Below are 26,906 nucleotides of genomic sequence, written 5' to 3'. Positions count from 1 at the left end.
GCAGGCTGCCATTGTAGCCCCGGCCGCCGCTCACCGGGCCATGGCGCCGCCCATGCGATGCTGTGGCCAATGAATACAGTGATCGACCCCGGGCGCTGGGAAGGGAGCGTCGCGGCCGCCCGAACGCAGCAGCTGCAGCTGGCCGGCCGCGTGGAACGCCAGGACCGCCTGTCGCGCGATGTACGGTGGCTGGCCGGGCTGGATGTCGGCTTCGAGGACAACGGCGCCATTACCCGCGCAGCGGCGGTGCTGCTGGATGCGAAGACGCTGCTGCCTGTGGCGCAGGAGGTTGCGCGCATTCCCACGGTGATGCCGTACATCCCCGGCCTGCTCAGCTTCCGCGAGCTGCCAGCGTTGTTGGCCGCGCTGGCGCTGCTGCCGCGCACGCCGGACCTGGTGTTCGTCGACGGCCACGGCATCAGCCATCCGCGCCGGCTGGGCGTGGCCGCGCATCTGGGCGTGGTCACCGATCTGCCCAGCATCGGCGTGGCCAAGTCGAAACTGGTGGGACGGTTCGTCGAACCGGGCGCCGAGGCCGGCGCGCATACAGCGCTGCTGGACGGCGATGAGCAACTGGGCTGGGTACTGCGCAGCAAAGTGCGTTGCAAGCCGCTGTTCGTGTCCGGTGGACATCGTGTCAGTGCCGATACCGCGTTGGACTGGGTGCAGCGCACGCTGCGTGGCTACCGCCTGCCGGAGCCGACCCGGCTGGCGGATCGGCTGGCCTCGCGACGGGACGAATGACCGCTCCGGGCATCACCCGGCGCGGCCATTACCGTTAATCAACGATGCACGTGGCCACGATGGCCCTGCGCGTCTTCGCTGTGATCATGGCCTTCATGACCCTCGTGCTCAGCGCTCTTGGCTGGTGCCGGCTCACCGCAGGCTTCGCCGCAATGGTCCGCTTCGATCTGCAACGTCACGTGCTCGATGCCGAAATCATCGTGCAGGCGGCCACCCAGCTCACGGCGCAGGGCATCGGCATCGGTGCCATCGCGCATCACGATGTGTGCGGTCAGCGCCGGGGTACTGGAAGCCAGCGCCCACACGTGCAGGTCATGCACGTCCAGCACCGCGGCATGGCCGGACAGGCTGTCGCGCACCTTGGCCACGTCCATGCCCTTGGGCACGCCCTCCAGCAGCACGTTGATCGCCTCGCGCATCAGCACCCAGGTACGTGGCAGCACCCACAGGCCGATCAGCACCGCCAGGATCGGGTCGATCGGCTTCCAGCCGGTCAACTGGATCAAAATGGCGCCGGCGATCACCGCCACCGAGCCGAGCATGTCGGCCCACACTTCCAGGTAGGCGCCCTTCACGTTCAGGCTCTCGCCGCTACCGGCCTGCAACAGACGCATCGAAATCAGATTGATGACCAGACCGGCCGAGGCGATCACCAGCATGCCGGTGGAGGCGATCTCCTGCGGCTGGCTGAAGCGCCCGACCGCTTCCCACAGGATGTAGCCGGCGACCACGAACAGCATCGCGCCATTGATCATCGCGCCCAACGCTTCCAGGCGCGCATAGCCGTAGGTGCGGCGGGCATCCGGCGGACGCCGGCTCAACCGTACCGCCACCAGCGCGATCATCAGCGCCAGCGCGTCGGTGGCCATGTGCGCCGCGTCGGACAACAGCGCCAGGCTGTTGGTCCAGAACGCGCCCACCACCTCGACGACGAGGAAAGTGGAGGTCAGGCCGAGCGCCCACCACAGGGGTTTCTCGTGGCGGATCTCGGATGGCAGGTGATCGTGGTCGTGGCCCATGGCAACAGCTCCTTTGCGATGGAGGCAGGCTACGCTGGCGGCCGTGGGGAAACTATCACGGTGTTTATAACATTGCAGGCCTGCGGGGTTGAGGCCGCCGGGCATGGCCCGGCGCTACCGAGGCTGGAACGGCGCCGCGCGTGGCCCGGCGCCACCGGGGTAGCGCCAGGCCATGCTTGGCGAGCGCAACGGAAGCGGGGCCGCGTCCGCTCAGAACCCGAAACGCAGGCTGGCCCAGTACGCACGGCCCGGCTCGTTGTAGGTCGCCGCGCCGGCATCGCTGCTGTTGGCCTCGCGGAACAGGCGCTTGTCGGCCAGGTTGTTCACGCCCAAGCCGAAGCTGACCGTCTCGGTCACCTTGTAGCGCGCGCTCACGCCCCAGATGTTGTAGGCGCCCCGATCCTGCAGCGCCACCGACGGATTACACGTGCCGGTGCAGCGCGGATCGTTGTTGATGTTGGTGGTGGCCGGCTTCTGCTTACCGTAGAAGGTACCGGTCAGCAGCAGCGACAGCTTGTCGGTGGCCTGCCAGTCCAGCATCGTGTTGATGGTGTACTTCGGAATCACCGACAGCGGCTGGCGCGTGGTCTTGTTCTCGTTTTCCACCATGTAGGTGAAATTGTTGCTCCACTTCAGGCGGCTGCCCTGCTCGCCCAGCAGCGGAATCACCAGGTTGCCTTCCAGCCCCTGCACGATCGCCTTCGGTGCGTTCTCCCAGCGGAAGATGCGGCCCTTGCCGTCGGCGGTCAGGCCGATCTGATCGTAGCCCGCCTGGATCTTGTCCTTGTAATCGTTGTGGAAGTAGGTCAACGAGGCCTGCCAGCCGCTCTGCGGCGCCCACTCGATGCCCAGTTCCTTGTTCAGGCTGGTTTCCGCCTTCAGGTCGGCATTGCCGCGCATGTAGCAGCCGGCACCCAGGCTAGGCAGCGCGTTGGGGCAGCCCAGGCCGCGCGTGTAGTACAGATAATCGGGGTTGGACTGGTACAGGTTCGGCGCCTTGAATGCGCGGGCGATGCCGCCCTTGACCACCCAGTCTCCGTTGATGCGGAACTGCGCGTTGAGGCTGGGGCTGGTGTTGTTGCCGAACTGGCTGTGGTGGTCGAAGCGCAGGCCCGGGGTGACGATCCAGCGCTCGCCCAGGTACATGTTGTCTTCCACGAACACCGCCGTGGTCTGCGCATCGGCCTTGCCGCGCGCGCGGTCTGCCGACAGCCCGGGGAAGCCGCCGCCGCTGCTGCCGGACTGGCTCATCGAGTAGGGGTCGGTCAGGCGGCTGTCGAGGTATTCAAAGCCCAGCGTCCAGATGTTCTCGGCACCACCCAGCGTGGTCGGGAAGCTCACTTCGCCGTCCAGCTGGTAATTGCGCAGGCGCGAGGTCGACCAGTCGGTACCGTTGAAGCTGCCCTCCGGGCCACCGGCCAGACCCTCGTTGATGCGCGAATTGTTGACCGCCTCCACTGCCGCGGTCAGCCGCGAGGTGACGTCGCCCCAGCGACCGCGGTGGGTGATCGCGCCGGTGTTGCGGTACATGCGGTTGGTCTCGGCCTCGCCGTCGGCCAGCGCTGCCAGGTCGATGCCGGTGGAGGTACCGGTGGTGCTGACCGCGCGGTCGCCGGCATAGATGTTGCCCTGGCGGCTGGTGCCGGCTTCGAACTCGACCACTTGGTTGGCGGTCACGTCCCAGCGCAGCAGCGCATTGACGTCGCGGTTCTTGACGCCCTCGCGCCCCGCAGGCGGTACCGCGCCGGAGTTGGTCGCGTACTGGCGGTTCAGATCCAGCGAATCGGCGTCGGTCTTGTTGAGATTGCCGTACAGGCGGAACGACAGCGTGTCGGTCATCGGCCCACTCAACTGCAGGCCCACGCGCTCGCTGCCACCTTCGGCGCTGTGCTCGGGCACCAGGCCATACAGGTCGACCGCACCGGTCAGGTCACCCGTCGGGCGCTTGGTGATGATGTTGACCACGCCACCGGAGGCGCCGGAGCCGTAGCGCGCTGCTGCAGGGCCGCGCAGGACTTCGATGCGCTCGATCATTTCCGCCGGTACCCAGTTGGTGTCGCCGCGGGTGTTGCGCTCACCACTGCGGCCCATGCGTACGGCGTCGCGCGCACCGGTGCGCTTGCCATCGACCAGAATCAGCGTGTTCTCCGGGCCCATGCCGCGCAGGTCGATCTGGCGGTTGTTGCCGTACTGGCCCGAAGCGCTGTTGCCGGTGAGATTGACGCCCGGCATGGTGCGCAACAGTTCGGCGATGTCGTTGGCCGGCGGGCGCTTGGCGATGTCCTCGGCGGTGATGGTCGAGGTACCCAGCGCCTGGCGCGCGATCTGCGAGGCGGTGACATGCACCGTATCGATGTCGGTGGCATCGGTCTCGGCATGGGCCGCCAGGGCACTGCCGGCCAGCAGCGCAGCAACGGCGAGCGCCAGCGGGCGCGGCGAAAGGACAACGGCAGGAGACATGATCGGAACCTTCTGGCAGGGCAACGGGGCCTCTGGCAAAGGGCTTGAGGCGACGACGAGGGGGAGGCGGAGCATCGCTGCAGGCAGCTGCAGCTCGATCCGTGCGCGCATTCTCCCACTAATGCGAGTGATTCTCAAATGCGTTCACTCGTTGCCGCTGCCCTGCCACTGTGCTTTGCGCACCGAGCAAGCCTGCATCGCGCTTAAACTGGCTGGCTTACCCGCCATCAACCGTACGCCACCACTGCCGATACCCGTGGTTTGCCGTACGCAGTCAGAGATCGACGTGGAAACACCCCAACTGGACGATGCCAGCCAGCCGCTGGCCGAGGCCTGGCAGCACTGCCTGCAGCAGGCTGGGCCGGCCGCCACCGCGCTGCTGCACGCCGCAGCCACCGATGCCCCACCGACGCTGGCCCAGCGCTTCTATGACGTGCTGCTGCAGGATCCGCGCGCGCGCCGCTTCCTGTCCCATGATCAGGTCAAACAGCGCCTGCAGCCCGCCATGCAACGCTGGCTGGTGCAGCTGCTGACCACCGCTGCCGACGGCATCGCGACCACGGTTGCCTCGCAGCGGGTGATCGGTGATGTGCATGCGCGGGTCGGTATCCCGGTCGATCTGGTCACCCGGGGTGCGCGCGTGCTCAAGCACGAACTGTTCGTACGCCTGCGCGACGATGCGCCGGACAGCGCGACCGCGTTTGCGGCCATCGACTGCCTCAGTGCGATCATGGATATCGCCATGGAAGGCATGACCCTGGCCTACACGCATGCGCGCGAGCGTTCCACCCGCGCCGACGCGGCCTACCGGCTGTTCTCGCTGGTGCAGAACGTCAGTACCGAACGCGAGCGCCAGCGCGCACTGCTGCTGGACTGGGAAAACGCCCTGCTCTACGCGCTGGCCGGCCACGTGCAGGGCAGCGACAGTGCCAGCCTGGCCACCTCCGAGTTCGGCCTGTGGTTCACCCACAAGGGCATCCCCAGCTTCGGTGAAAGCAGCGAGACCCAGCAGGTCGGCCGGTTGATGGCACGCATCGACGGCAACCTGCAGCGCGTCAGCGGCGATGCCGCTGCACAGCGGCTGGCGGCGCTGCCCGCCATCCGCGAGGACCTGGCCGCGATCCGTACCCTGATGACCCTGTTGTTCGAGCGCATCGGCGAACTGGATGCCGGCAGCGATGCATTGACCCATCTGCTCAACCGCCGCTTCCTGCCCACCGTGCTGCGCAGGGAGATCGAGCTGGCCACGCGCAACGGCACGCCGTTTTCGCTGCTGCTGCTTGATCTGGATCACTTCAAGACGATCAACGATGGCCACGGCCATGATGCCGGCGACCGCGCGCTGCAGCATGTGGCCGGCCTGCTGGGTCAGCTGACCCGTGGCAGCGACTATCTGTTCCGCTACGGCGGTGAGGAATTCGTGGTGGTGCTGGTGGCGGCCAGCGAATCGCAGGCTGCGGTGATCGCCGAGAGCCTGCGCCGGCAGATCGCGCAGTCACCGGTGGCGCTGGCCAACGGCCAGGTACTGGGCCTGACTGCCAGCATCGGTGTGGCCGGCCACGATGGCCACCCGGACTATGAGCGCTTGATGGCACGCGCCGACGCGGCGATGTACGAGGCCAAGCGCAGCGGACGCAACCGTGTGGTGGTGGCCAGCGAGGCATTGCAGGAGGCCCCGGGGCGGCGCGCGCTGCAGCGGTAGCTCTGCGCGCATGAACAGGCGGCGCGGGAACCCATCGGGTAGCGTCGGCGGTTAGTCGACGGCTCTTCGGTCAGTTTGCGGAACAGCCCGCACTGCGCGCGATGGTCGACCAGCAGTCGACTCTACCGTGCAGTCGACCTCACCGTGGGTGCACATATCACTGGCGCAGGTGCCTGCCGGTGCTTTCAACACCCTCACCCGCCACGCCGCCCACCACAGCAGCGCCAGCAACGCGATAGCAGCGCCCAGCAGGCACACGGCAGGCCAGCCATGCCGCGCCTGCATCCAGGTTCCCGCCGCCGCGCCGCCGCCACTGCCCACGGCATAGAACAGCATGTACAGCGCCACCAGGCGTCCATGCTGTTCACCTGGCGCGCGCAACAGCAGGCTCTGGTTGGCGACGTGCAGCGCCTGCCCGCCCAGATCCAGTACGACCACGCCCAGCAGCAGCCACGCCAGCGACTGTGGCAGGCCCAACAACGGCCACCAGGCAGCCAGCATCAACAGCAGTGCACCGAGGCTGACCCGATCGGCGAAACCACGGTCCATCCAGTGCCCGACCCGCGCCGCCAGCAAAGCACCGACCACGCCGGCCAGGCCCAGCGCACCGATCGCCGCGGTCGACCAGCCCAGCGGCGGCGCCGACAACGGCAACGGGACCGCCGCCCAGAACACATTGAGGCCGGCAAACAGCAGCAATGCCAGCGGACCGCGCGCGAGCAGCGTTCGGTCGCTGCGCAGCATGCCCAGCATCGAGCCCATCAGTACCCGCCAGCGCGGTGGTACCGGCGGTACCGGCAGCACCGGCAGGCGCCGCCACAGCAGCAGCGCCAGCGCCGCCGTCACCCCGGCGGACAGCAGATAGACCGCACGCCAGCCCAGCGCAGAGGCCACCGTGCCCGACACCACGCGTGCCAGCAGCAGGCCGATGAACACCCCACCCTGGACGACGCCTACCATGCGCCCGCGCTGCTCGACCGGCGCCAGCGTCGCGGTGTACGCAATCAGGCCCTGCGTGAGCGCCGTGCCGAGCAGCCCGGCCAGGAGCATGCCCGACAGCAACCACACCGCCGTACGTGCGGCCGCCAACCACGCCAACGCCACAATCAGTGCGATCAACTGCAGCCGCAGCAGGCGTCGCCGATCACCGCGATCGGCCAGCGGCAGCAGCCCCAGCAGCGCCAGCACGCTGCCGGCCTGGGTCGCGGCCAGCATCGCGCCCGCCGCCGCACGGTCCAGCTCGAAGGCCTGGGCGAGCTGGTCCAGCAGCGGCTGCGCGTAATAGACGTTGGCGACGCTGGCACCAGCAGCAACCGCAAGCAGGATCTGCAGTGAGCGGGAAACGGGCGAGGGGTTCATGACATTGGTTTCATATTGCAACCAGATGCAAGCTAACCTTATTGGTTTTAAACTGCAACCACATTCGCTGGAGCCCGCCATGCACACTGACAGCCCCTGCCCCGTCGCCCGTAGCGCGGACCTGCTGGGTGACCGCTGGGCTCTCCTGGTGATCCGCGATGCCTTCGACGGCGTGACCCGCTTCGGCGACTTCCAGCGCAGCCTTGGCGTCGCGCGCAACATCCTCAGTGACCGCCTGCGCCGACTGGTGGAAGCCGGCATTCTGCAGCTGCAGCCGGCGTCCGATGGCTCGGCCTACCAGGAGTACGTGCTGACCGCTGCCGGCCTGGAGCTGTTCCCGCTGCTGGTGGCGCTGCGCCAATGGGGCGAACGTCACCGCTTCGCGGTCGGCGAAGCCCATTCGCAGCTGATCGAATCGAGCACGCGGCGGGCACTGCCCTACATGCAGCCGTGTGGACGCGATGGCCAGCCGCTGCTGGCCTCCGCCACCCGGGTACGCAAGCTCAAGGACGACGGGCGCGGCGCCTGACCCGCCCGTTCGCGCACACCATGGCTGCGCGGCGCCGGTTAGCATCGGCTCTTTCCGCTGCTGGATGACGCTGATGCCGCGCTGCCGCCCTTCCTTGTTGATTGCCCTGCTGCTGCCGGTACTGGCCTGCGCCGCAGGGGCCACGCAGGCCCGCGAGGTCGCCGCGCCGGCCGCCCATGTGGATGCCGATGGCCCCTATGTGTTCCGCCAGGGCAAGCAGCTGCAGGCCCAATGGGTCTGCGCGGACAAGGTCGAGTCGCGCACGCTGACCGTCGGCGTGGCCGGCACCGATATCGCGCCGCGCTGCGGCTACGCACACACCGTGCACGTGGACGCAGCCAACGCAGCGTCGGTTTCCGTGCTGCCGGCCGTGCCGCGCATCGTTGCGCTGTCCGACATCCACGGCCAGTACGGGCTGCTGGTACGCCTGCTGCGCGCGAACCGGGTCATCGACGCACAGGACCGCTGGGCACTGGGCAAGGACACTCTGGTGATTGCCGGCGATGTGTTCGACCGTGGCCCGCAGGTGACCGAGGCGTTCTGGCTGCTGTACGGCCTGCAGCAGCAGGCCGCCGCCGCCGGTGGCGCGGTCCATTTCGTGCTTGGCAACCACGAGACCATGGTGCTGTACGACGACCTGCGCTACGTCAATGCGAAGTACCTGCGCAGTGCTCAGCTGCTCGGTCGCAGCTACCCGCAGCTGTATGGCGCCGACTCGGTGATCGGCCAGTGGCTGCGCACCCGCCCGGTGCTGTTGAAGATCGGCGACACCCTGTTCCTGCACGGCGGCATTTCGCCCGAGGCAGTCGAGCTGGCGCTGGACCCGGCGCGTACCAACGCGGCCTACCAGGCGTCGCTGGGGCTGCCCAAGGCCGAGGTAAAGGCCGACCCCGCCACAGCGCCACTGTATGACGGCAAGACCAGCCCGATCTGGTACCGCGGCTATTTCGATGGCCGACTCGACACGCCCGGCGTACAGGCCGTGCTCGACCGCCTGCAGCTCAAGCGCATCGTGGTCGGCCATACCTCGATGCCGCACGTCAGCACCTTCCATGGCGACCGCGTGATCGCCATCGACAGCAGCATCAAGAACGGCGAGAACGGCGAGCTGCTGTTCATCGAGGATGGCAGGCTCAGCCGTGGCCTGCTGGATGGCTCGCGGGTGCCGCTGGCGCAGGGTGAGCCCGGCCTGCAGGACTGAATGGCGGGACAGCGCGACGGCGCCCGCGCACGCCGCCACGCTCCCCCTTCACCCGGTTTGCAGCTACCCTCGGCAGCCGAGAGGCCCGCCCCGTTCCTGCGGTGGGCCTGACCGCTACAGGAGCCCCCGCGCATGCGCGTTCTGATTGCTGAAGACGACCCGGATATCGCCTCCGGCCTGTGCGCCTCGCTGCGCCGGCAAGGACATGTGGTCGACCACGTCGACAACGGCGCGCACGCCGATGCCGCACTGGGCTCGACCCAGTACGCGCTGCTGGTGCTCGACCTGGGCCTGCCGCAGCTGGATGGCCGCGACGTGCTGCAACGCCTGCGCCAACGCGGCGATGGCCTGGCGGTACTGGTGGTGACCGCGCGCGACGGCTTGGCCGAACGCGTGCGCGTGCTCGACCTCGGCGCCGACGATTACCTGGTCAAGCCGTTCGCACTGGACGAATTCGAAGCGCGCGTGCGCGCGCAGCTGCGACGGGTCACCAGCAATGGCAACCCGGACCTGCGCATCGGCCGCCTGCGCCTGGACCTGGCCGGGCACCGCGTGTGGATCGACGAGCAGTCGCTGGAACTGACCGCACGCGAATTCGGGCTGCTGTCCGCGCTGGCGGTGCGCGCCGAGCGCATCGTGTCGCGCGCGCAGCTGGTGGAAGCACTGTGCGACTGGGGCCAGGACCTGACCGACAACGGCCTGGACATCGCCCTGCACCGCCTGCGCCGCAAGCTGCAGCCCGGCGGCATGGGCATCCGCACGGTGCGCGGGCTGGGCTACATGCTCGAAGACGGACAGGACGACGTCACCCCGTGATCAGTGGACCGCCCAGCCTGCGCCGGCGCCTGCTCGCCTTCCTGGCGTTGCCGATGCTGGGCCTGCTTACCTTCAACACGATCCTGGCGTACTACGTTGCATTGGACTATTCCAACCGCATCCACGACCGCAACCTGATCGACGACACGCATTCGTTCGCGCAGATGCTGAGCACCATGCCGGTGACCAGCGACCTGTCACCGCAGGCGCGCTTCCTGATCGAATACGATCCCGACGGGCATCGTTACTTCAACGTCGACAGCAGCCGCAAGGGAACCCTCAGCGGCAACGCCGATTTCAGCCCCTATGCGCCTTCGCAGGACTGCACCGGCGTGCGTCCTGCCCTGTACGACGGCACCCTCAACGGCCAGCAGGTACGCATGGCCACGGTCTGCACGCAGGCGATGAACGACCCGCAGGACCAGCTGGCGGTGACCGTGGCCGAGAGCATGGCCGACCGCCGCCAGCGTGCGCGCGAGATCCTGATGATCATCATTCCGCTGATGACCATGCTGGCGCTGGGCACTGCCGCGCTGGTCTGGTTCGGCGTGACCTACGGCCTGCGCATCCTGACCCCGCTGACCACCCGCCTGGCACAGCGCCGCGGCGAGCTGGCGCCGATCTCCGATGCCGACGTTCCGGAAGAAATCCAGCCACTGATCAGCACCATCGACGGCCTGTTCGCCCGCCAGGCGGAAATGATCACGATGCAGAACCGCTTCATCGCCGATGCCGCGCACCAGCTGCGTTCGCCGCTGGCCGGGATGGCCCTGCACGTGGACCAGGCGCTGGCGCATGGCGACCCGGACACGGTGCGCGAGGCCCTGCAGCATATCCGCCGGCTCAACCAGCGCACCGCGCGGGTCAGCACCCAGCTGCTGGCGCTGAGCCGGGCGCAGACCGTGCCGGACACCATCGAGGCGCTGGACCTGTGCGAACTGGTGCCACAGTGGATCGGCATGCGGGTGCCCGAAGCGATCCGCGATGGCATCGATCTGGGCTACCGCGGCAGCCCCCATCCGCTGCGCGTGCTCGGCAACGGTGCGCAGCTGCAGGAGGCGCTGGACAACCTGATCGACAACGCCCTGCGCTATGCCGGGCGCGATGCGACCGTCACGGTCGGCGTGCACGCGCTGGACGACAATGACGTCGAACTGTACGTGGAAGACAATGGACCCGGCGTGCCCGAGGATGTGATGCCGCGGCTGGGCGAGCGCTTCTTCCGTGCCCCTGGCACCACCGCCAGCGGCACCGGCCTGGGCCTGGCCATCGCCCACGAAGCGGTGGAACACTTCGGCGGCCGCCTGACCTTCCTCAACCGCGCTGGCGGCGGCCTGAAGGTCGCCATCACGCTGCCGCTGCTGAAGGCCCCCTGACCCGGCCGGGGGCGCTGAAAGGCTGGTGAAAATCGCGCTTGCGATCCTGCCATCCCCACTGCCGCCCCGGAGCCGCCAGGTGACCGAATCGCACGACTTCTTCCTCCCCGGTGGCCCGCAGGGCGTGCTGCTGGTCCATGGCCTGACCGGCACCCCGGCGGAAATGCGCATGCTCGGCAAGGGCCTGAACAATGCCGGTTTCACCGTGCATGGCGTGCAGCTGCCCGGCCATTGCGGCACCGTGGATGACCTGCTGGCGACCACCTGGGAACAGTGGTACCAGGGCGTGGAGGATGCAGCGGCAAGCCTGCGTGGCAAGGTCGACCAGCTGTTCGTCGGTGGCCTGTCGATGGGCGCGGTGCTGTCGCTGGCCCTGGCCGCGCGCCGCCCGGAGTGGGTGTCGGGCGTGGGCGTGTATGGCGCCACCTTCCGCTATGACGGCTGGAACATCCCAGCCGTGGCCCGCCTGTCGTTCCTGCTGCCGTGGTTCAAGCGCTTCAACATCGGCCGCGACCGCATGTTCATGGAGGAACCTCCTTACGGCCTGCGTGACGAACGCCTGCGCGCGCAGGTCAGCGCCGCCATGCTGTCCGGCGACAGCGCGGCCGCCGGCCTGCCGGGCAATCCCTGGCACGCACTGGCCGAGATGCGCGCCCTCAGCAACTGGACCCGCCGCCACCTGCACCAGGTCACCGCACCGTGCCTGGTGATGCACGCCCGCGAAGACGACGTGGCCAGCATGGGCAATGCCGAACTGGTGATGTCACGGGTCAGCGGGCCGAAGGAACTGGTGGTGCTGGAGGACAGCTACCACATGATCACCATCGACCGCGAACGCCGTGATGTGATCCGGCGCAGCGCGCGCTTCTTCGCCGGCATCGGTGAGCGCAGCGACGTCCTCCAGGCGGTGGCCTGAGATGGGGTCACTCGCCACGCTGTTGTGGCTGGTCAACGTGGTGCTCGATACCGGTGGCCAGCTCGCCTTCAAGGCCGCCGCCAGTGACCCGCAGGACCTCGAAGGCCTGCAGCGCTGGAAACACATGCTCTGCCGGCCGTGGCTGTGGCTGGGCATCGCCTGCTACGTGCTTGAATTCGTCGCCTGGATCGCCTTCCTGTCGCTGGTCCCCCTTTCCAAGGGCGTGCTTCTGGGGTCGATCAACATCGTCGCGCTGATGATCGCCGGCCGCTTCCTGTTCCGCGAGAAGCTCACGCCGCTGCGGGTCACCGGCATGCTGCTGGTCACCGCCGGCGTTGCGGTGGTGGGGGCCGGCTCATGAGGCGCCTGTATGTGATCGGATTCCCGCTGCTGATGGCCTTCGACACGCTGGCCCAGCTGTGCTTCAAGTACGCTGGCGATGCCGCGCTGCCGGTCGAGGCCAACACGGCCTGGCTGCTGCGCGTGCTGTCGCAGCCCTGGGTCTACGGCGCCATCCTTGGCTATGTCGGTGCGTTCTTCACCTGGATGAGCCTGCTGCGCCACGCCCCGATCGGCCCCGCGTTCGCCGCTTCGCACCTCGAAGTGATCAGCGTGCTGCTGCTGTCGGCGTGGCTGTTGAACGAACCGCTGACCCTGCATCACCTGGTCGGCGCGGTATTGATCGTGGCCGGCATCGTCTGCCTCGGCCGCGCCGAAGCGGACGACCCGCACAGCCCTGTCGAAAGCGCAGCGTGAGCGCGCTGCGATGAAGCTGTTCGCACGCGAGCTGCCGCCCACCGCTGGCCTGCCGATGCAGGCCAGCGACTTCCTCCCCGGGGGCGGCGACCTGCGCGCGATCCTGGCCAGCCAGCTCGGCACTCCCCCGCTGCAGCTGACCTGCTCCGGCACCCACGCCCTGCTGATCGCGCTGCGCACCCTGCGCAAGCGCGCGCCCAAGCGCGACACCGTGATCCTGCCGGCCTACACCTGCCCGTTGGTCCCGATCGCAGTGCACAGCCTGGGCCTGCGCGTGCAGCTGTGCGACACCCGTCGTGGCCACTTTGATTTCGATCCGGCACAGCTCAAGCAGCTGGCCGACACGCGCACACTGGCGATCCTGCCGACCCACCTCGGCGGCCGCATCGCCGATGTCGACCTCGCCTGCGACGTTGCCCACAGCGCCGGCGCCTGGGTGATCGAGGATGCCGCGCAGGCACTCGGTGCGCGGGTTGGCAACAGCAGCGTCGGGCTGCGTGGCGATATCGGCTTTTTCAGCCTGGCCGCCGGCAAGGGACTGAGCCTGCATGAAGGTGGCCTGCTGGTCAGCCGCGACGACGAGCTGCGTGCCGCACTGGCCACACATGCCGCCGAACAGGTGCGTTTCAGCCTGCGCTGGGAACTGCTGCGCAGCGCGCAGCTGCTGGGACTTGCGGCGTGCTACCGGCCTTCGCTGCTGTCGCTGGTATACGGCAATCCGCTGCGCAGCGCGCTGCAGCGTGGCGACCTGGAAGAAGCGGTCGGTGACATCTTCCCACTGGACATCCCGCAGCATCGGGTCAGCCAATGGCGGCAGAACATCGGTGCCCACGCCGCGCGGCGGCTGCCGGCGTTCCTGCAGGCCGGACGCCTGCGCGCACTGCAGCTGCGCGTGCAGCTGGCACAGCTGCCGGCGGTGGAAGTGGTCGATGGCCTGCCCGGCACCGGCGGCACCTGGCCGATGCTGATGCTGCTGCTGCCCAGCACCCAGGCCCGCGATGCCGCGCTGGCAGATCTGTGGCCACGCGGGCTCGGCGCCAGCCGCATGTTCATCCATGCCCTGCCTGATTACGCCTACCTGCGCGGCATCGTGCCGGATACCGCCATGCCCAACGCGCGCGACTTCGCCGCACGCATGCTGACGCTCGGCAACAGCGCCTGGCAGACCCGTGAAGAGACCGCCGGGATCCTGCAGGCACTGGCCCACGCCCAGGCCTGAAACCGCCTGTTTCACGGCCTTTCGCCCATTCAGACTGCTCGCTTCCTGAACACTTTCCCCGCCCTGGAGTGAAGGCTTTCAACAGGAAAGGAACGAGAAAGGCGGCCTGCCTACATTGAGCCTGCCCCGGCATTGTGCCGGGCGACTCTTTTCATCGACGGACCTGCCCATGCGCTGGAGCATCCTGTGTGACTTCGACGGCACCATCAGCCTCGAAGATGTCATCGACTCGCTGCTGGAGAAGTACGGCCAGCCGGGCTGGCAGGACCTGGAAGACCAGTGGAAGGCGGGGAAGATCGGCTCGCGTGAATGCATGCAGGGCCAGGTGCGGCTGCTGAAGCTGGACCCGGCCACGCTCGACGCACACCTGGACCAGGTGCAGATCGACCCGGGCTTCGCCGCCTTCGTCACCCGTGCCGCACAGCTGGGCCTGCCGCTGCGCATCGTCAGCGACGGCCTGGACTACGCGATCCACCGCATCCTCGCCAACCACGGCCTGCCGCCACTGCCGGTGGTGGCCAACCACCTGCGCTGGTGCGAAGACCACTGGGAACTGGAGTCGCCCTACCAGTCCGAAGGCTGCCGCAGCGGCACCTGCAAGTGCACGTGTGCCGCGCAGGCGCGCGCCAACGAAGCACCGCGCGTACTGATGATCGGCGACGGCAGTTCGGACTTCTGCGTGTCCGAAGATGCCGACTTCGTATTCGCCAAGCGTCGCCTGATCACCCATTGCACGAATGCCGGCATCGAGCATGCCGCCATCGACACCTTCCACGATGCAATCGCACTGTTGCCGCGCTTGCTCGATGGCAGCCTGCTGCAGCCACGTCGCATCGACGCCAGCCCGCAGCCCGCCGCACTGCCCCTGCTGCTGGCCACCGCCTGAGCAGTTACTGCCAAGCACGCCCCCTGTTGCCCCCTTTCGAACGTCCTTCACGGAACCGAACTGCATGAACATTTTTGACAAGAACGCCGACGCCGCTGCCTCCGATGCGCAGCTGCTGGCCGACGAAGCCCGCTACAGCTCCTTCGGCGACACCGTCCATTACGTCGATCCGCCGAAGATCTTCCAGCGCGGCGAAGGCAGCTACATGTTCGACGGTGCGGGCGTGCCCTACCTCGACCTGCAGATGTGGTACTCGGCCTGCAACTTCGGTTACAGCAACAAGCGCCTGAACGACGCGCTGAAGGACCAGATCGACACCCTGCCGCAGGTTGCCAGCCAGTACCTGCACCCGACCCGCGTGCAGCTGGCCAAGACGATTGCCGTGGACATGCACGAGAAGTTCGGCCTCGACGGCCGCGTGCATTTCAACGTCGGCGGCGCGCAGGCCATCGAAGACTCGCTGAAGATCGTGCGCAACGCGCGCGGCGGCAAGAGCCTGATGTTCGCCTTCGAAGGCGGCTACCACGGCCGTACCCTGGGCGCATCGTCGATCACCTCCAGCTACCGCTACCGCCGCCGCTACGGCCACTTCGGCGAGCGCGCGATGTTCATCCCGTTCCCGTACCCGTTCCGCCGCCCGAAGGGCATGACCCCGGACGAGTATTCCGACCATTGCGTGTGGCAGTTCGAGCGCCTGTTCGAAAGCGAATACAACGGCGTGTGGGACCCCAAGGTCGGCCAGGCCGAGTACGCCGCGTTCTACGTCGAACCGATCCAGGGCACCGGCGGCTACGTCATCCCGCCGCGCAACTTCTTCACCGGCCTCAAGCGCGTGCTGGACAAGTACGGCATCCTGATGGTCGTGGATGAAATCCAGATGGGCTTCTGGCGCACCGGCAAGCTGTGGGCCATCGAGCACTTCGGCGTGACCCCGGACGTGCTGGTGTTCGGCAAGGCGCTGACCAACGGCCTGAACCCGCTGTCGGGCCTGTGGGCGCGCGAAGAGCTGATCAATCCGACCGTGTTCCCGCCGGGTTCCACCCATTCCACCTTCAACTCCAACCCGCTCGGCACCCGCCTGGGCCTGGAAGTGCTGAAGCTGGGCAAGGAAATGGATTACGAGCGTACCGTGCCGGAAAAGGGCGCCTACTTCCTCGACGGCCTGCGTGGCCTGCAGAAGCGCCACCCGGAAATCGGCGATGTCGACGGCCTGGGCCTGGCCCTGCGTGCGGAAATCTGCCAGGTCGACGGCTACACCCCGAACAAGGAACTGCTGGACCGCATGGTCGACATCGGCCTGGCCGGTGACCTGCTGCACGACGGCAAGCGCATGGGTCTGGTGCTTGACGTGGGTGGCTGGTACAAGAACGTGATCACCTTCGCGCCGTCGCTGGACATCAGCTACGAAGAGATCGACCTGGCGATCATCCTGCTCGACCAGGCGCTGACCAAGGCCAAGGGCTGAGGTCGAATGCGCTGCCGGTTCCCGTGCCGATGGAGATGACGTCACGCGCGTCCAGCACCGCGCTGGAACCGGCCGCGCTGCTGGAGGGCTTCCTGGCCCACCCGCCGCTCGGTTTCGAAGCAGGCCGCCTTCCCAGTGGCCTGCCAACCTTCCGTGCGCCGCTGGACCTGACCACCACGATGGACGACGCACTGCGCAGCAGGCTGCTTGGCCTGCCGCTGTCGCGCGTGTGGCGGCCATGGATCACCTGGCAGACCCGCTTCGTCGGTGCCACCAGCACCGAGTACACCCCGCTGCCGGCGCACGTCGCGCCGGAGGCACTGGCCGAGGACGTGACGCGTCACGCGGTCGGCGACACACGGCTATTGGTGGTCAAGGACCTGGCAATCGATTCACCGCTGCTGGATGACGCCGCCAATGCACACAGCGGCGCCTTTCTGCAGGCGCTGCTGGCACGCGGCTTCGTCGAACTGGACGGCATGCCGCTGGCGTGGGTAGCCATCGATTTCGATTCGCTCGATGGCTATCTCGGCCGCCTGTCGTCCTCGCGCCGCAAGAACATCCGGCGCAAACTGCGCTCGCGCGACGACCTGCAGATCGACTGCATCGCCACCGGCGACCCGGCCCTGGCCGACCCGCAGCTGCAGGCCGAACTGTACGCGCTGTACCTGGGCGTGTACGCGCAGAGCGCGGTGCATTTCGACCAGCTCGACCTGCCTTACTTCCAGCATCTTCTGGCCGACAACCAGGGCCACGGCCGCCTGTTCCTGTACCGCCACCAGGGCCAGCTGATCGGCTGGAACCTGTGCTACGTGCACGCCGGCAAGCTGGTGGACAAGTACATCGGCCTGGCCTATCCGCAATCGCGCGAGCACAACCTCTACGCGGTCAGCTGGATGCACAACCTCGAGTACGCCCTGCAACACGGCCTGAGCCACTACGTGGCCGGCTGGACCGATTCGCGGATCAAGGCAGAACTGGGGGCAAGCTTCACCTCCACCCGGCACGCGATCCACGCCCGCTCGCCGCTGCTGCGCGCCGCATTGCGCAAGCTGGCCCCGCATCTGCAGGGCGAACCTGATGGAGGCGGCTGAACGATGCCGTTGCGTTCCCCGCTGATCCTGGACCTGGACGGTGGCGTGCTGCCCGTGCCGCAGGCGCAGACCCTGGCGCTGCCGCAGTGGCACGACCCGCTGCGCTTCGCCTGCAGCAACGCCACCCTCGACCGATTCGCCACTGAAGTACTGGCATCGTTGCCGGCCCAGCTCGGCACGGTGATGCTCGGCAGTGGCGACTTCCACCATCTCAGCCTGCCGCTGCTGCAGCGCATGCGCCCGCAGCAGCCGTTCCAGCTGGTGGTGCTGGACAACCATCCGGACAACATGCGCTTTCCGTTCGGCATGCACTGCGGTTCATGGGTGAACGCCGCCAGCAAGCTGCCGCAGATCTCGCACATCCATGTGCTGGGAATCACCTCGAGCGACATCGGCCTTGGCCACGCCTGGGAAAATCACTGGCGGCCGTTGCTGGGCGGGCGCCTGACCTACTGGTGCATGGACGTGGACGTCGGCTGGGGCCACCGCCTTGGCATGGGCCGCGCGTTCCGGCGCTTCGAGCACCCGGAGGCACTGGTCGCCGCATTCGCCGCCGAGCAGGCCAAGTCGCCGCAGCCGACCTACCTGTCGATCGACAAGGATGTGTTTGCCGAGGAAGTGGCCCGCAGCAATTGGGACCAGGGCCGCTTCCAGCTGGAACACGCACTGGTAGTGATCGAAGCAGTGCGCGCCGGTGGCCTGATCGGCAGTGACATCACCGGCGAAGTGTCGATGGCCAATTACCAGAGCCGCTTCAAGCGCTGGCTGTCGTCGCTGGATGGCCAGCCCGACATCAGCGCCGACGATCTTCCGGTCTGGCAGGCCCGGCACCAGCAGGTGAACCGCGAACTGCTGGCCGCGATGGCCGCACTGCCGACGGCCTGCTGACCACGGGTGCCGGCCGCTGGCCGGCAACCTCCTTGCCCCCTGGCTCACGAGAACGCCGGCCAGCGGCCGGCACTACACTGGGCTCCTATCCCAGGAGCCGCCGCCATGCCCCAGACCGTCATCCCGCAGCTGCGCATGCGCCACGCCGATACCAGCCTGCCCTTCTACGTGCAGGGACTGGGTTTCGTGGTCGACTGGGAACATCGCTTCGAACCCGGCTTCCCGCTGTTCGCCCAGCTCACCCGCGACGGCCAGACGGTCTTCCTCACCGAGCACAGCGGCGACTGCGAGGTCGGCGGCGCGGTGTACTTCATCGTCGAGGATGTCGATGGCCTGCATCGCGCCTTCAGCGCCGCGAACGTGCCGATTGAACAGCCCCCGCATGACACCGAGTGGGGCAGCCGCGAAATGCTGCTGCGCGACCCGGATGGCAACCGGCTGCGCTTCGCCACCCACGTGGACTGAACGACGCGGGCTTGAGATGGATATACGAAACATATACGCTTCGTATATTCACTCTTCCAGGACCGCCCATGGGCATCGTCAACATCGATGACACCCTGCACGACCAGCTGCGCCGTGCCTGCACCGTCTCCAGCCGCTCGATCAACGCCCAGGCCAATTTCTGGATCCGGGTCGGCATGCTGTGCGAGATGAACCCCACGCTGAGCTTCCAGGACATCGTCGCCAGCGAGCTGCGCGCAGCCGGCGTGCAACCGCTGGCGCTGGCGCCCGGGCAGGCCTGACATGGCGATGATCAAGCGGCCGGATGAAATCGCGCTGATGGCCGAATCCGGTCGCCTGCTGGCGCAGGTGTTCGCCGCGCTCGACCAGCTGCCGCTGCAGGGTCGCAACACGATGGAGATCAACGAATTCGTCGAGCGCATGATCGTCGACGAACTGCAGGCGCGGCCGGCCAGCAAGGGGCAGTACGGTTTTCCGTACGTGCTCAATACTTCTGTCGACAACGTGATCTGCCACGGCGTCCCCAGCGCCACCGAGGTGCTGCGCAACGGGCAGATCGTCAACCTCGACATCACCTTGGAAAAGAACGGCTACATCGCTGATTCCAGCACCACCTATCTGGTCGGTGAGGTCGACTACGCCGCGCGCAGGCTGGTGCAGACCGCCTACCAGGCGATGTGGAAAGGCATCGCCGCGGTCCGCCCCGGCGCACGCCTGGGCGATATCGGCCACGCCATCGCCCGCCATGCACGCAGCCACGGCTACAGCGTGGTGAAGGAATACTGCGGGCACGGCATCGGCCAGGAGATGCACGAGGAACCACAGATCCTGCACTACGGCCACCCCAACACCGGCATGGTGCTGGAAGAAGGCATGGTGTTCACCATCGAGCCGATGCTCAACCAGGGCAAGCCAGCCATCCGCCAGCAGCCGGACGAATGGCCGGTCTACACCCGCGACGGCAAGCTCTCCGCGCAGTTCGAGCATACCGTGGCGGTCACCCGCAACGGCGTACGCGTGCTGACCCTGCGCCCCGGCGAAACACCGTTGTGCGTGGTGGAAGCGGCCTAGAGCGGACGCAACAGCAGCAGCGTGGCAAGGCAGAACATGAAGAGCGCCACGCCCGCATCCAACACCCGCCAGGCGCTCGGCCTGCGGAACACCGGCTGCAACAGGCGCGCGCCGAAGCCCAGCGTACAGAACCAGGCCACGCTGGCCACGCACGCACCGGCGGCGAAGGCCCAGCGCAGATCGCCCGGGTAGCGCGTGGACAAGCTGCCCAGCAGTACCACCGTATCCAGGTAGACGTGCGGGTTAAGCAGGGTGAACGCCAGGCAGGTCAACAGCACCTGCCGTCCACTGCTACCCTGCGCTTCGGCTGCAGCCAGCGCACTGCCACCGCGCCACGCACGCAGCCCGGCCTGCAGGCCATACCAGAGCAGGAACGCGGTACCGCCGAAGCGCAGCACCTGCAGCAGCAGCGGCCACCGCATCACCAGTGCGCCCATGCCGCCCACACCGGCCAGGATCAGCACGATGTCGGCGCCAGCACACGCCAGCACTACCCTGCCCACATGACGCTGCTGCAGCCCCTGACGCAGCACGAAGGCGTTCTGCGCACCGATGGCGATGATCAGGCCGGCTCCTGCGAACAGGCCGGCGGCGGTAGCGGCGATCCACATCGGGACAGACCAGGCAGCGAGAGGACGCGCAGGGTGCGGCCAACAGCCCGTTAAGACAATCTGATTTTTCTTTATCCTGTGCAGAAAAACTGAAGAGGCGCCTGCATGGACCTGGTACATCCGCAACTGACCGCGTTTGCCGCGGTGCTGGAGGAAGGCAGCTTCGAGGCCGCTGCACGCCGGCTGTCAATCAGCCCCTCGGCACTGTCGCAACGGATCAGGGCACTGGAAGACAGGCTCGGCCAGGTGCTGCTGGTGCGCCAGGCACCGCGCCACCCCACCGCCGCCGGAGAGACGCTCCTGCGCCGGGTACGGCCGATGCAGGCACTGGAGGCCGAGGCGCTGGCCGAACTGCTGCCCGAGCGTGGCAGCGACGCCGCGCGCACGCCGATCCCACTGGCGGTCAACGACGACTCGCTCGATACCTGGTTCGTGCCGGCCATCGCCGACCTGCACCAGCGCCACGGCTACCTGTTCGACCTGCGCATGGACGACCAGGACCACACCCTGCAGCTGCTGCGCGATGGCAGCGTACTCGGTGCGGTCACCGCCGAAAGCCAGCCGGTAAAGGGCTGCAACGTGCATCCGCTTGGCGCCATGCGTTACCAGGCCATCGCCTCGCCGGGTTTCGCACGCCAGTACTTCAGCGACGGCATGCAGGCTGCGGCATTGGCGCGCGCGCCAATGCTGGTGTTCAACCGCAAAGATGAACTGCAATGGCGTTTCGTGCGGCGCCTGACCCGCGCGCGGCTGCAGCCGCCGCTACACTACCTGCCCTCTTCCACCGGTTTCGTCGAAGCCGCTGCATGCGGACTCGGCTGGGGCATGGCCCCGGAAACGCTGGTCGCACCTGCAGTGCACGCGGGCCGCGTGGTGGTACTGGAACCCCGCCGCTGGCTCGATGTGCCGTTGTACTGGCAGCATGCCGCCGTGCGCTCAAGCACGCTGCAGCACATCACGCACGCGCTGCGCGCAGCGGCCGGCGGCACCCTTCGTTGAGGACCACACGATGACCGCAGACCCGGGCTTCACGCCACGCGCACTACCGTTTGCACACTTCTTCACCATTGGGACGGCATGGGCGTGATCGGCCGACGTACAAGGACGCACCGCGCGAAGGCCGCGCTGGCGCAGGCGCTGCTGGCCTGCCTGCCGCTTGCTGCGCCGGCGCAGAACACCGCCGATGTACCGGCATTGGACTGGGAACAGGCACGGCAGCGGCTGGAGCAGGTCTCCGATGCACTGGCCGCCGCCGATGCAGCGGTACGCAACAAGCAGGACCTGCAGGAAGCGACCCGCCTGCTGCGCCTGCCGGAGATCACCGGCGAAGTGCGCCGCCTGCAGTTCCAGAAAACGCTCACCCTGCCACTGGGTTCGCTGGCGCCGGTGGCAGAAGCCTATGGCATCGACTCACCGCTGTCGTTCACCGAGCGCGACTGGCGCACGCGTCCGGTGGTGACCGCGGTGCTTCCGCTATACACCGGTGGTGTGATTCCGGCAGCGCAGCGCGCCGCCAGCGCCGCCCACCAACAGGCCAGCGCCGAGCGCGAAGCACAGCGCCAGTCGCTGACCGTGCAGCTGGCCCAGGCCTATTTCGGCCAGCGCCTGGCCGAGCAGGCAGTGGATGTGCGCCGCGATGTGCGCGATGGCCTCAACCGCCACCTGTCCGACGCAGAGAAGCTGGAACGCGAGGGCTTCGCCACCCGCGCGCAGCGCCTGCAGGCCACCGTGGCGCGCGACAAGGCCGAGCGCGAGTACCAGAAGACGGTGAACGACCTGGCCACGCTGAAGGCCGCGCTGGCCACCCTGCTGCGCAGTGGCGGCGAGGTGCAGCCGGTGTCGCCGCTGTTCGTGCAGCGCGCGCCGCTGGAACCTGTCGCCAGCTTCGAGCGCACCGCGCAGGCACGCCAGCCGCAGATCGCACGCTTGCGGGCGGTGGTGGCGCAGGCCGAACAGGGTGTACGCGTGCAGCAGGCCAAGCTGAAACCGCAGATCTTCGCCTTCGGCCAGTACGACTTCCGTCGCCGCGACGAGATGCTGACCGACCCGGATTGGGCCTTCGGCATCGGCCTGAAGTACACCTTCCTGTCGTCGAATTCGCGGCCAGCGCAGATCAGCGCCGCACGTGCGCAGCAGGAACAGGCCGAGGCCGGACTGCGCGAGGCCGAAAACCAGGTCGCGCTGGGCGTACGCAAGGCCTGGAACGAACTGGAAACCGCGCGCCAGCAGTACGTGCTGCTCGACAGCAGCATCGCCCAGACACAGGAAAACCTGCGCCTGCAGGAGCTGGCGTTCCGCGAAGGCCAGGCCACCTCGCTGGATGTGATCGACGCACGGCTCGGCCTCGGCGGCGCCCGTGTCGAGCGCGCACAGGCCGCCTACCAATACGATATTGCGCTGGCGCAGCTGCTGGAGGTCAGTGGACAGATGGACCGTTTTGAGGACTTCCGGCGGCGTGCGGACGAGGTGATCGATCATGAGTGATGTGCTGCACGACGATGCGACGACGCCCCCCGGCAAGCGCCGGCTGGGCCCGATCCTGGCGGTGGTGCTGCTGATCGTGGTGGTGCTGGGCCTGTGGCTGGCGTGGCGCAGCCCGGCCGACCAGATCCAGGGCATGGCCGATGCGGACACGATCAACGTGGCCGCCAAGATCACCGCGCGCGTGGCCGAACTGAAGGTGCGCGAGGGCGACCGCGTGCAGCCGGGGCAGGTGCTGTTCCTGCTCGACAGCCCCGAGGTGGCCGCCAAGGAACAGCAGGCGCATGGCGCACTGGCCGCCGCGCAGGCCGTGGCCGACAAGGCCGACGAAGGCGCGCGCAGCGAAGACATCCGTGCCGCGGAAGCCAACTGGAAGCGTGCCGAAGCCGGTGCGACGCTGGCCGAAGCCACCTACCAGCGCGTGCGGAACCTGTTCAACGAAGGGGTAATGACCCGGCAGAAGCGCGATGAAGCGCATGCCCAGGCCACCAGTTCGCGCGAGCTGGCGCGTGCCGCCCGCGCGCAGTACGACATGGCGTTGGCTGGCGCGCGCGAGCAGGACAAGCGCGCCGCCCAGGGCCAGGTGCAGCAGGCGCAGGGCGCGGTTGCGGAGGTCAACGCGGCGCGTGCCGAAGTGGAAGGGCGTGCGCCGGTGGCAGGCGAGATCAACAAGCGCATGGCCGATCCGGGCGAACTGGTACCGGCCGGCTACCCGGTGTTCACCCTGGTCGACATCGAGCGCATGTGGGTGGCGATGAACCTGCGCGAGTCGCAGATGCAGGGCCTGAAGGTCGGCAGCAAACTGCGCGGCAGCGTCCCGGCGCTTGGCCAGGAGGGCGAGTTCGAGGTCTACTTCATCAACCCGGCCGGCGACTACGCGACCTGGCGTACCACTCGCCAATCGTCCGGCTATGACGTCCGCAGCTTCGAGGTGCGGGTGCGCCCGGTACGCCGCATCGAGGGCTTCCGCCCCGGCATGAGCGTGCTGTTCGCATGGCCCCAGCACTGAGCTCGGACAGCGGCGGCGTCGCCGCCTCTTGGCGGCGCGAGCTGCGTGCGCTGCGCGGCAACCGCGCCGACCTGATGCTGGTCACCCTGCTGCCACTGGTGATGCTGGTGGTGATGGCGTGGATGTTCACCCCGTCGGTGATGCGGGATATCCCGATCGCCGTGGTCGACCTCGACCACAGCAGCGACAGCCGGCTACTGCTGCGCATGCTCGATGCCAGTCCGGGCCTACGCATCGCCAGCCAGCCGGCCGACCTGGAAGAGGCCCGCTCGCAGCTGCGCAGCCTGGACGTGTTCGCCATCGTGCTGGTGCCGCGCGATGTCACCCGGCAGGCGCTGCGTGGGCATCAGGGCACGGTGTTCGCCTATTACAACGCCACCTACATGACCACCGGCCAGTCGGCTGCGCGCGATATCGGCGACGCGGTCTCGGCCTGGAACGCACGCCTGCTGCGCGAGCGCATCGGCCTGCAGGTCGGCCCGGGCAAGCTGCGTGCGGCGCCGATCGCGGTGCAGTCGGACATCCTTTACAACCCGGCGCGCAGCTACGAGTTGTTCCTGCTGCCGCTGATCTTCCCGGCGGTGCTGTCGCTGGTATTGGCGCTGGCCGTGGCCGGCAGTCTCGGGCGCGAGATCCGCGATGGCTCCCTGCCCGCCTGGCTGGGCCGCGCACCGTGGCCTGCCATCGCCGGCAAGGTCGCGCCGTACATCCTGCTGTTCTCGCTGTATGGCGCGCTCGGCATCGGCTATCTGGCCTGGCTGCGCGGTGATGGCGTGGCTGGCAGCGTGCTCCTGCTGCTGCTCGCCCAGCCGTTGTTCTATCTGGCCACGGCCGCTTACGCGCTGTTCTTCGTTGGGGTTACCCGCGACATGGGCACGGCGCTCTCTGCGGTCGGTCTCAGCATCGGCACCGCGCTGGCGTTTTCCAGCGCCACCTTCCCGGTGCTGGACGGCCCCCTGTTCACCCGCGTCTGGCATCAGCTGCTGCCACTCAGCGCCTACATCAAGCTGCAGACCCAGCAGCAGTTCATGGGTTCACCGCTGCTGGTCTCGTTGTGGCCGATGACCACACTGCTGCTGATGTCACTGGTGGCCGGTGGTATCGGCGGCAGGCGCCTGATCGCATTCGCGCGTACGCCCGAGGCCGCCCAACCTGCGGGAGCCGACGCATGAGCTCGCTCTGGCGCAGCCTGCAGCAAACCCTGATGGCGGTGCTCTGCGACCGCTATGCGATCGTAGTGATGATCGGCGCGGTGATCCTGTACTCATTCTTCTACCCGGCTGCGTACCGCCACCAGGTGGCCGGCAACCTGCCGGTGCTGGTGGTGGACGAAGACCACAGCGCGACCAGCCGCGAACTGCTGCGCAAGCTCGATGCACTGCGGGTCGCACGCGTGGTCGGGCAACCGGCGGACATCGACAGTGCGCGCCAACAACTGGAAGCCGGCCACGCCGAAGGCATCGTGCTGATCCCGGCCAACCTGGAGCGTGACATCCTGCGTGGGCACCCGGCCAAACTGGTGCTGCTCGGCAACGGCGCCTACCTGGGCCGCGCAAGCTGGGTGCTGGGCAGTGTGGCCGACGCACTGGGCGCGTTCGGGCGTGATGCGGTGGTCGGCCAGGCCGCCTTCATGGGCGCACCACAGCCCCCCCCGGTCACCCTGGTGCAGCGCCCGCTGTACAACACCCAGGAAGGCTATGGCAGCGCCATCGTGCCCGGTGTGGCCGAGTTGATCGTGCACCAGACCCTGCTGATGGGTATCGGCGTGCTGCTCGGCGGCCGCCGCCTCGCGCTCGGCCGGCGCCTGCGTTTCGACCTCCCGACCCTGGCCGGCATGGCGATGGGCTTCGGCCTGATCGGCCTGTTCGGCCTGTTCTATTACGCCGGTTTCACCGCCTGGGTGCAGGACTATCCACGCGGCGGCAACCCGCTGGGCCAGCTGCTGGGCGGCACCCTGTTCATCGCCGCCACGGTGGCCTTCGGCCTGTTCATCGGCAGCTTCTTCCGCACCCGCGAACGCGCCTTCCAGTACATCATCGCCACCTCCATCCCGCTGTTCTTCCTGGCGAACCTGTCGTGGCCGGCAGTGATGACGCCGCAACCGCTGGTCTGGCTGGCGCAGCTGCTGCCCACCACCTCCGGCATCAACCTGATGGTGCGCCTGAACCAGATGGACGCCAGCCTCGCCGAAGTCAGCCACGAACTGATCACCCTCACCGTCCTGCTGCTGCTCTACGGCAGCCTCGCCACCTGGCGCCTCCTCGCAAAAAAGGGGACGGAGGGGATTAAGTCGTAAGCGGCCGATTTGGGGGATTGCGACTTAATCCCCTCCGTCCCCTTTTCGCGCAACGAAGAACGCCGGCGCGGGGCCGGCGTTCGCGTACTGCGATGTGGAAGGGGGGAAATCGGGTATGGCAGCGATCGATCAGCGATAGACGCGTTCGCAGCGGCGTTCAACCACGCGGTCGCCGTTCTTCTGCTGGCTGTTGCCCTGGATCTGCCGGCCGGCCGCACCGCCGGCTACGGCACCGGCCACGGTAGCGAGCTTCTTGCCATTGCCGCCGCCCACCTGGTTGCCCAGCAGGCCACCGATCACCGCACCAGTGGCGGTACCGGCAATGCGGTTGGGATCGCGCGAGTTGCGCTGCACTTCCACGTTCTTGCAGACCACGCGGCTGCCATCGTTGAATCGGCGTCCTTCATCGCGCGGCCCGTAGGTCTGCGCGCCGGCTACCGACGAAGCCGCCAGCAGGGTGCCCAGCACAAGCAATCGGGTCGAGGTCTTCATGGCCATCTCCTGAGGTCCGGTATGGCGGAAGTGTCCTCCCGGGGTTGGCAA

27 protein-coding genes are annotated in these 26,906 nt (G+C 67.8%); 22 read left to right on the top strand and 5 right to left on the bottom strand.

The window, feature by feature from the left end; all coding sequences use genetic code 11:
- The first annotated feature begins 69 nt into the window (after positions 1–69).
- Positions 70–744, top strand: a complete 675-nt coding sequence (gene nfi, locus ABH900_RS08825) for a deoxyribonuclease V (protein ID WP_429622517.1) — start codon at positions 70–72, stop codon at positions 742–744.
- Positions 745–782: 38 nt separating this feature from the next.
- Here the strand turns inward: nfi and ABH900_RS08820 are convergent, their stop codons facing one another.
- Entirely contained in the window at positions 783–1,763 is a 981-nt protein-coding gene (locus tag ABH900_RS08820; RefSeq protein ID WP_429622516.1) for a cation diffusion facilitator family transporter, read from the bottom strand.
- 210 nt (positions 1,764–1,973) lie between these two features.
- A complete protein-coding gene (locus ABH900_RS08815; protein ID WP_429622515.1) occupies positions 1,974–4,223 on the bottom strand; it encodes a TonB-dependent siderophore receptor in 2,250 nt (749 codons plus the stop codon).
- 286 nt (positions 4,224–4,509) lie between these two features.
- Between ABH900_RS08815 and ABH900_RS08810 the strand changes: the two genes are divergently transcribed.
- Positions 4,510–5,925: a diguanylate cyclase gene (locus ABH900_RS08810; protein ID WP_429622513.1), complete on the top strand. Its 1,416-nt coding sequence runs from the start codon at positions 4,510–4,512 to the stop codon at positions 5,923–5,925.
- 51 nt (positions 5,926–5,976) lie between these two features.
- On the opposite strand, the gene ABH900_RS08805 is transcribed toward ABH900_RS08810, so the two are convergent.
- On the bottom strand, positions 5,977–7,284 hold the full coding sequence (locus ABH900_RS08805) for an MFS transporter (RefSeq protein WP_429622512.1): 1,308 nt from the start codon (positions 7,282–7,284) through the stop codon (positions 5,977–5,979).
- A 79-nt stretch (positions 7,285–7,363) separates the two neighbouring features.
- On the opposite strand from ABH900_RS08805, the gene ABH900_RS08800 reads away from it, so the two are divergent.
- The 15 genes from ABH900_RS08800 to map all read left to right on the top strand — a co-directional run bounded on the left by ABH900_RS08800 (position 7,364) and on the right by map (position 19,966).
- Positions 7,364–7,813: a winged helix-turn-helix transcriptional regulator gene (locus ABH900_RS08800; protein WP_429622511.1), complete on the top strand. Its 450-nt coding sequence runs from the start codon at positions 7,364–7,366 to the stop codon at positions 7,811–7,813.
- Between the two features lie 73 nt (positions 7,814–7,886).
- Positions 7,887–9,014, top strand: coding sequence for a metallophosphoesterase (locus ABH900_RS08795; RefSeq protein WP_429622510.1), 1,128 nt, complete (start codon positions 7,887–7,889; stop codon positions 9,012–9,014).
- A 132-nt stretch (positions 9,015–9,146) separates the two neighbouring features.
- On the top strand, positions 9,147–9,830 hold the full coding sequence (locus ABH900_RS08790) for a response regulator (protein WP_429622509.1): 684 nt from the start codon (positions 9,147–9,149) through the stop codon (positions 9,828–9,830).
- A complete protein-coding gene (locus tag ABH900_RS08785; RefSeq protein ID WP_429622508.1) occupies positions 9,827–11,206 on the top strand; it encodes a sensor histidine kinase in 1,380 nt (459 codons plus the stop codon). Before ABH900_RS08790 ends, ABH900_RS08785 begins: the two co-directional genes overlap by 4 nt.
- Before the next feature lie 79 nt (positions 11,207–11,285).
- Positions 11,286–12,122, top strand: coding sequence for an alpha/beta hydrolase (locus tag ABH900_RS08780; protein WP_429622507.1), 837 nt, complete (start codon positions 11,286–11,288; stop codon positions 12,120–12,122).
- 1 nt (position 12,123) lies between these two features.
- A complete protein-coding gene (locus ABH900_RS08775) occupies positions 12,124–12,483 on the top strand; it encodes an EamA family transporter (RefSeq protein WP_429622506.1) in 360 nt (119 codons plus the stop codon).
- Complete coding sequence (locus ABH900_RS08770; RefSeq protein WP_429622505.1) at positions 12,480–12,878, top strand: DMT family transporter; 399 nt, start codon at positions 12,480–12,482, stop codon at positions 12,876–12,878. The genes ABH900_RS08775 and ABH900_RS08770 overlap by 4 nt, the downstream gene beginning before the upstream one ends.
- A gap of 10 nt (positions 12,879–12,888) precedes the next feature.
- Positions 12,889–14,097, top strand: a complete 1,209-nt coding sequence (locus ABH900_RS08765) for a DegT/DnrJ/EryC1/StrS family aminotransferase (RefSeq protein WP_429622504.1) — start codon at positions 12,889–12,891, stop codon at positions 14,095–14,097.
- A 169-nt stretch (positions 14,098–14,266) separates the two neighbouring features.
- Positions 14,267–14,983, top strand: a complete 717-nt coding sequence (locus ABH900_RS08760; protein WP_429622503.1) for an MtnX-like HAD-IB family phosphatase — start codon at positions 14,267–14,269, stop codon at positions 14,981–14,983.
- 64 nt (positions 14,984–15,047) lie between these two features.
- The gene (locus tag ABH900_RS08755) at positions 15,048–16,448 is read left to right on the top strand and encodes an aspartate aminotransferase family protein (RefSeq protein WP_429622502.1); all 1,401 of its coding nucleotides are present in this window, start codon (positions 15,048–15,050) and stop codon (positions 16,446–16,448) included.
- A gap of 29 nt (positions 16,449–16,477) precedes the next feature.
- Positions 16,478–17,542 carry a GNAT family N-acetyltransferase gene (locus tag ABH900_RS08750; protein WP_429622501.1) on the top strand — a complete coding sequence of 355 codons (1,065 nt, stop codon included), beginning with the start codon at positions 16,478–16,480 and terminating at the stop codon, positions 17,540–17,542.
- Between the two features lie 3 nt (positions 17,543–17,545).
- Positions 17,546–18,430 (top strand): hypothetical protein, encoded by an 885-nt coding sequence (locus tag ABH900_RS08745; protein WP_429622500.1) that lies wholly within the window; start codon positions 17,546–17,548, stop codon positions 18,428–18,430.
- A gap of 105 nt (positions 18,431–18,535) precedes the next feature.
- Positions 18,536–18,895, top strand: a complete 360-nt coding sequence (locus ABH900_RS08740) for a bleomycin resistance protein (protein ID WP_429622499.1) — start codon at positions 18,536–18,538, stop codon at positions 18,893–18,895.
- Positions 18,896–18,963: 68 nt separating this feature from the next.
- Entirely contained in the window at positions 18,964–19,176 is a 213-nt protein-coding gene (locus ABH900_RS08735; protein ID WP_429622498.1) for a ParD-like family protein, read from the top strand.
- 7 nt (positions 19,177–19,183) lie between these two features.
- Positions 19,184–19,966 (top strand): type I methionyl aminopeptidase, encoded by a 783-nt coding sequence (gene map, locus ABH900_RS08730; protein WP_429622659.1) that lies wholly within the window; start codon positions 19,184–19,186, stop codon positions 19,964–19,966.
- Here the strand turns inward: map and ABH900_RS08725 are convergent.
- Positions 19,963–20,577, bottom strand: coding sequence for a LysE/ArgO family amino acid transporter (locus ABH900_RS08725; protein WP_429622497.1), 615 nt, complete (start codon positions 20,575–20,577; stop codon positions 19,963–19,965). The two genes, map and ABH900_RS08725, sit on opposite strands and share 4 nt — an antisense overlap.
- 105 nt (positions 20,578–20,682) lie before the next feature.
- Here ABH900_RS08725 and ABH900_RS08720 point away from each other — a divergent pair, with 105 nt between their 5' ends.
- From ABH900_RS08720 to ABH900_RS08700, 5 genes are all read left to right on the top strand, one after another.
- Positions 20,683–21,576: a LysR family transcriptional regulator ArgP gene (locus ABH900_RS08720; protein WP_429622496.1), complete on the top strand. Its 894-nt coding sequence runs from the start codon at positions 20,683–20,685 to the stop codon at positions 21,574–21,576.
- A 78-nt stretch (positions 21,577–21,654) separates the two neighbouring features.
- Positions 21,655–23,061: a TolC family protein gene (locus tag ABH900_RS08715; protein ID WP_429622495.1), complete on the top strand. Its 1,407-nt coding sequence runs from the start codon at positions 21,655–21,657 to the stop codon at positions 23,059–23,061.
- Entirely contained in the window at positions 23,054–24,067 is a 1,014-nt protein-coding gene (locus tag ABH900_RS08710) for an HlyD family secretion protein (RefSeq protein ID WP_429622494.1), read from the top strand. Before ABH900_RS08715 ends, ABH900_RS08710 begins: the two co-directional genes overlap by 8 nt.
- Entirely contained in the window at positions 24,052–25,239 is a 1,188-nt protein-coding gene (locus ABH900_RS08705) for an ABC transporter permease (protein ID WP_429622493.1), read from the top strand. The genes ABH900_RS08710 and ABH900_RS08705 overlap by 16 nt, the downstream gene beginning before the upstream one ends.
- Positions 25,236–26,363 (top strand): ABC transporter permease, encoded by a 1,128-nt coding sequence (locus ABH900_RS08700; protein WP_429622492.1) that lies wholly within the window; start codon positions 25,236–25,238, stop codon positions 26,361–26,363. Before ABH900_RS08705 ends, ABH900_RS08700 begins: the two co-directional genes overlap by 4 nt.
- A gap of 129 nt (positions 26,364–26,492) precedes the next feature.
- Here the strand turns inward: ABH900_RS08700 and ABH900_RS08695 are convergent, their stop codons facing one another.
- Positions 26,493–26,861 (bottom strand): glycine zipper 2TM domain-containing protein, encoded by a 369-nt coding sequence (locus ABH900_RS08695; RefSeq protein WP_014646414.1) that lies wholly within the window; start codon positions 26,859–26,861, stop codon positions 26,493–26,495.
- Positions 26,862–26,906: the final 45 nt, after the last annotated feature.

It is taken from the genome of Stenotrophomonas sp. AN71, from assembly GCF_050435725.1.
Classification (GTDB): Bacteria; Pseudomonadota; Gammaproteobacteria; order Xanthomonadales; family Xanthomonadaceae; genus Stenotrophomonas.
Note: the sequence above shows the minus strand (reverse complement) of the source record. Positions and strands in the feature narration are given on the sequence as shown.

Excerpts from the sequence above, each read along its gene's own strand:
- ABH900_RS08700 (WP_429622492.1), top strand. The coding sequence starts at position 25,236 with ATGAGCTCGCTCTGGCGCAGCCTGCAGCAAACCCTGATGGCGGTGCTC.
- ABH900_RS08750 (WP_429622501.1), top strand. The coding sequence starts at position 16,478 with ATGGAGATGACGTCACGCGCGTCCAGCACCGCGCTGGAACCGGCCGCG.
- ABH900_RS08755 (WP_429622502.1), top strand. The coding sequence starts at position 15,048 with ATGAACATTTTTGACAAGAACGCCGACGCCGCTGCCTCCGATGCGCAG.
- ABH900_RS08760 (WP_429622503.1), top strand. The coding sequence starts at position 14,267 with ATGCGCTGGAGCATCCTGTGTGACTTCGACGGCACCATCAGCCTCGAA.
- ABH900_RS08815 (WP_429622515.1), bottom strand. The coding sequence starts at position 4,223 with ATGTCTCCTGCCGTTGTCCTTTCGCCGCGCCCGCTGGCGCTCGCCGTT.
- nfi (WP_429622517.1), top strand. The coding sequence starts at position 70 with ATGAATACAGTGATCGACCCCGGGCGCTGGGAAGGGAGCGTCGCGGCC.
- ABH900_RS08805 (WP_429622512.1), bottom strand. The coding sequence starts at position 7,284 with ATGAACCCCTCGCCCGTTTCCCGCTCACTGCAGATCCTGCTTGCGGTT.
- ABH900_RS08715 (WP_429622495.1), top strand. The coding sequence starts at position 21,655 with ATGGGCGTGATCGGCCGACGTACAAGGACGCACCGCGCGAAGGCCGCG.
- ABH900_RS08790 (WP_429622509.1), top strand. The coding sequence starts at position 9,147 with ATGCGCGTTCTGATTGCTGAAGACGACCCGGATATCGCCTCCGGCCTG.
- ABH900_RS08720 (WP_429622496.1), top strand. The coding sequence starts at position 20,683 with ATGGACCTGGTACATCCGCAACTGACCGCGTTTGCCGCGGTGCTGGAG.
- ABH900_RS08705 (WP_429622493.1), top strand. The coding sequence starts at position 24,052 with ATGGCCCCAGCACTGAGCTCGGACAGCGGCGGCGTCGCCGCCTCTTGG.
- ABH900_RS08820 (WP_429622516.1), bottom strand. The coding sequence starts at position 1,763 with ATGGGCCACGACCACGATCACCTGCCATCCGAGATCCGCCACGAGAAA.
- ABH900_RS08800 (WP_429622511.1), top strand. The coding sequence starts at position 7,364 with ATGCACACTGACAGCCCCTGCCCCGTCGCCCGTAGCGCGGACCTGCTG.
- ABH900_RS08765 (WP_429622504.1), top strand. The coding sequence starts at position 12,889 with ATGAAGCTGTTCGCACGCGAGCTGCCGCCCACCGCTGGCCTGCCGATG.
- ABH900_RS08735 (WP_429622498.1), top strand. The coding sequence starts at position 18,964 with ATGGGCATCGTCAACATCGATGACACCCTGCACGACCAGCTGCGCCGT.
- ABH900_RS08775 (WP_429622506.1), top strand. The coding sequence starts at position 12,124 with ATGGGGTCACTCGCCACGCTGTTGTGGCTGGTCAACGTGGTGCTCGAT.
- ABH900_RS08740 (WP_429622499.1), top strand. The coding sequence starts at position 18,536 with ATGCCCCAGACCGTCATCCCGCAGCTGCGCATGCGCCACGCCGATACC.
- ABH900_RS08695 (WP_014646414.1), bottom strand. The coding sequence starts at position 26,861 with ATGGCCATGAAGACCTCGACCCGATTGCTTGTGCTGGGCACCCTGCTG.
- ABH900_RS08795 (WP_429622510.1), top strand. The coding sequence starts at position 7,887 with ATGCCGCGCTGCCGCCCTTCCTTGTTGATTGCCCTGCTGCTGCCGGTA.
- ABH900_RS08725 (WP_429622497.1), bottom strand. The coding sequence starts at position 20,577 with ATGTGGATCGCCGCTACCGCCGCCGGCCTGTTCGCAGGAGCCGGCCTG.
- map (WP_429622659.1), top strand. The coding sequence starts at position 19,184 with ATGATCAAGCGGCCGGATGAAATCGCGCTGATGGCCGAATCCGGTCGC.
- ABH900_RS08745 (WP_429622500.1), top strand. The coding sequence starts at position 17,546 with ATGCCGTTGCGTTCCCCGCTGATCCTGGACCTGGACGGTGGCGTGCTG.
- ABH900_RS08770 (WP_429622505.1), top strand. The coding sequence starts at position 12,480 with ATGAGGCGCCTGTATGTGATCGGATTCCCGCTGCTGATGGCCTTCGAC.
- ABH900_RS08710 (WP_429622494.1), top strand. The coding sequence starts at position 23,054 with ATGAGTGATGTGCTGCACGACGATGCGACGACGCCCCCCGGCAAGCGC.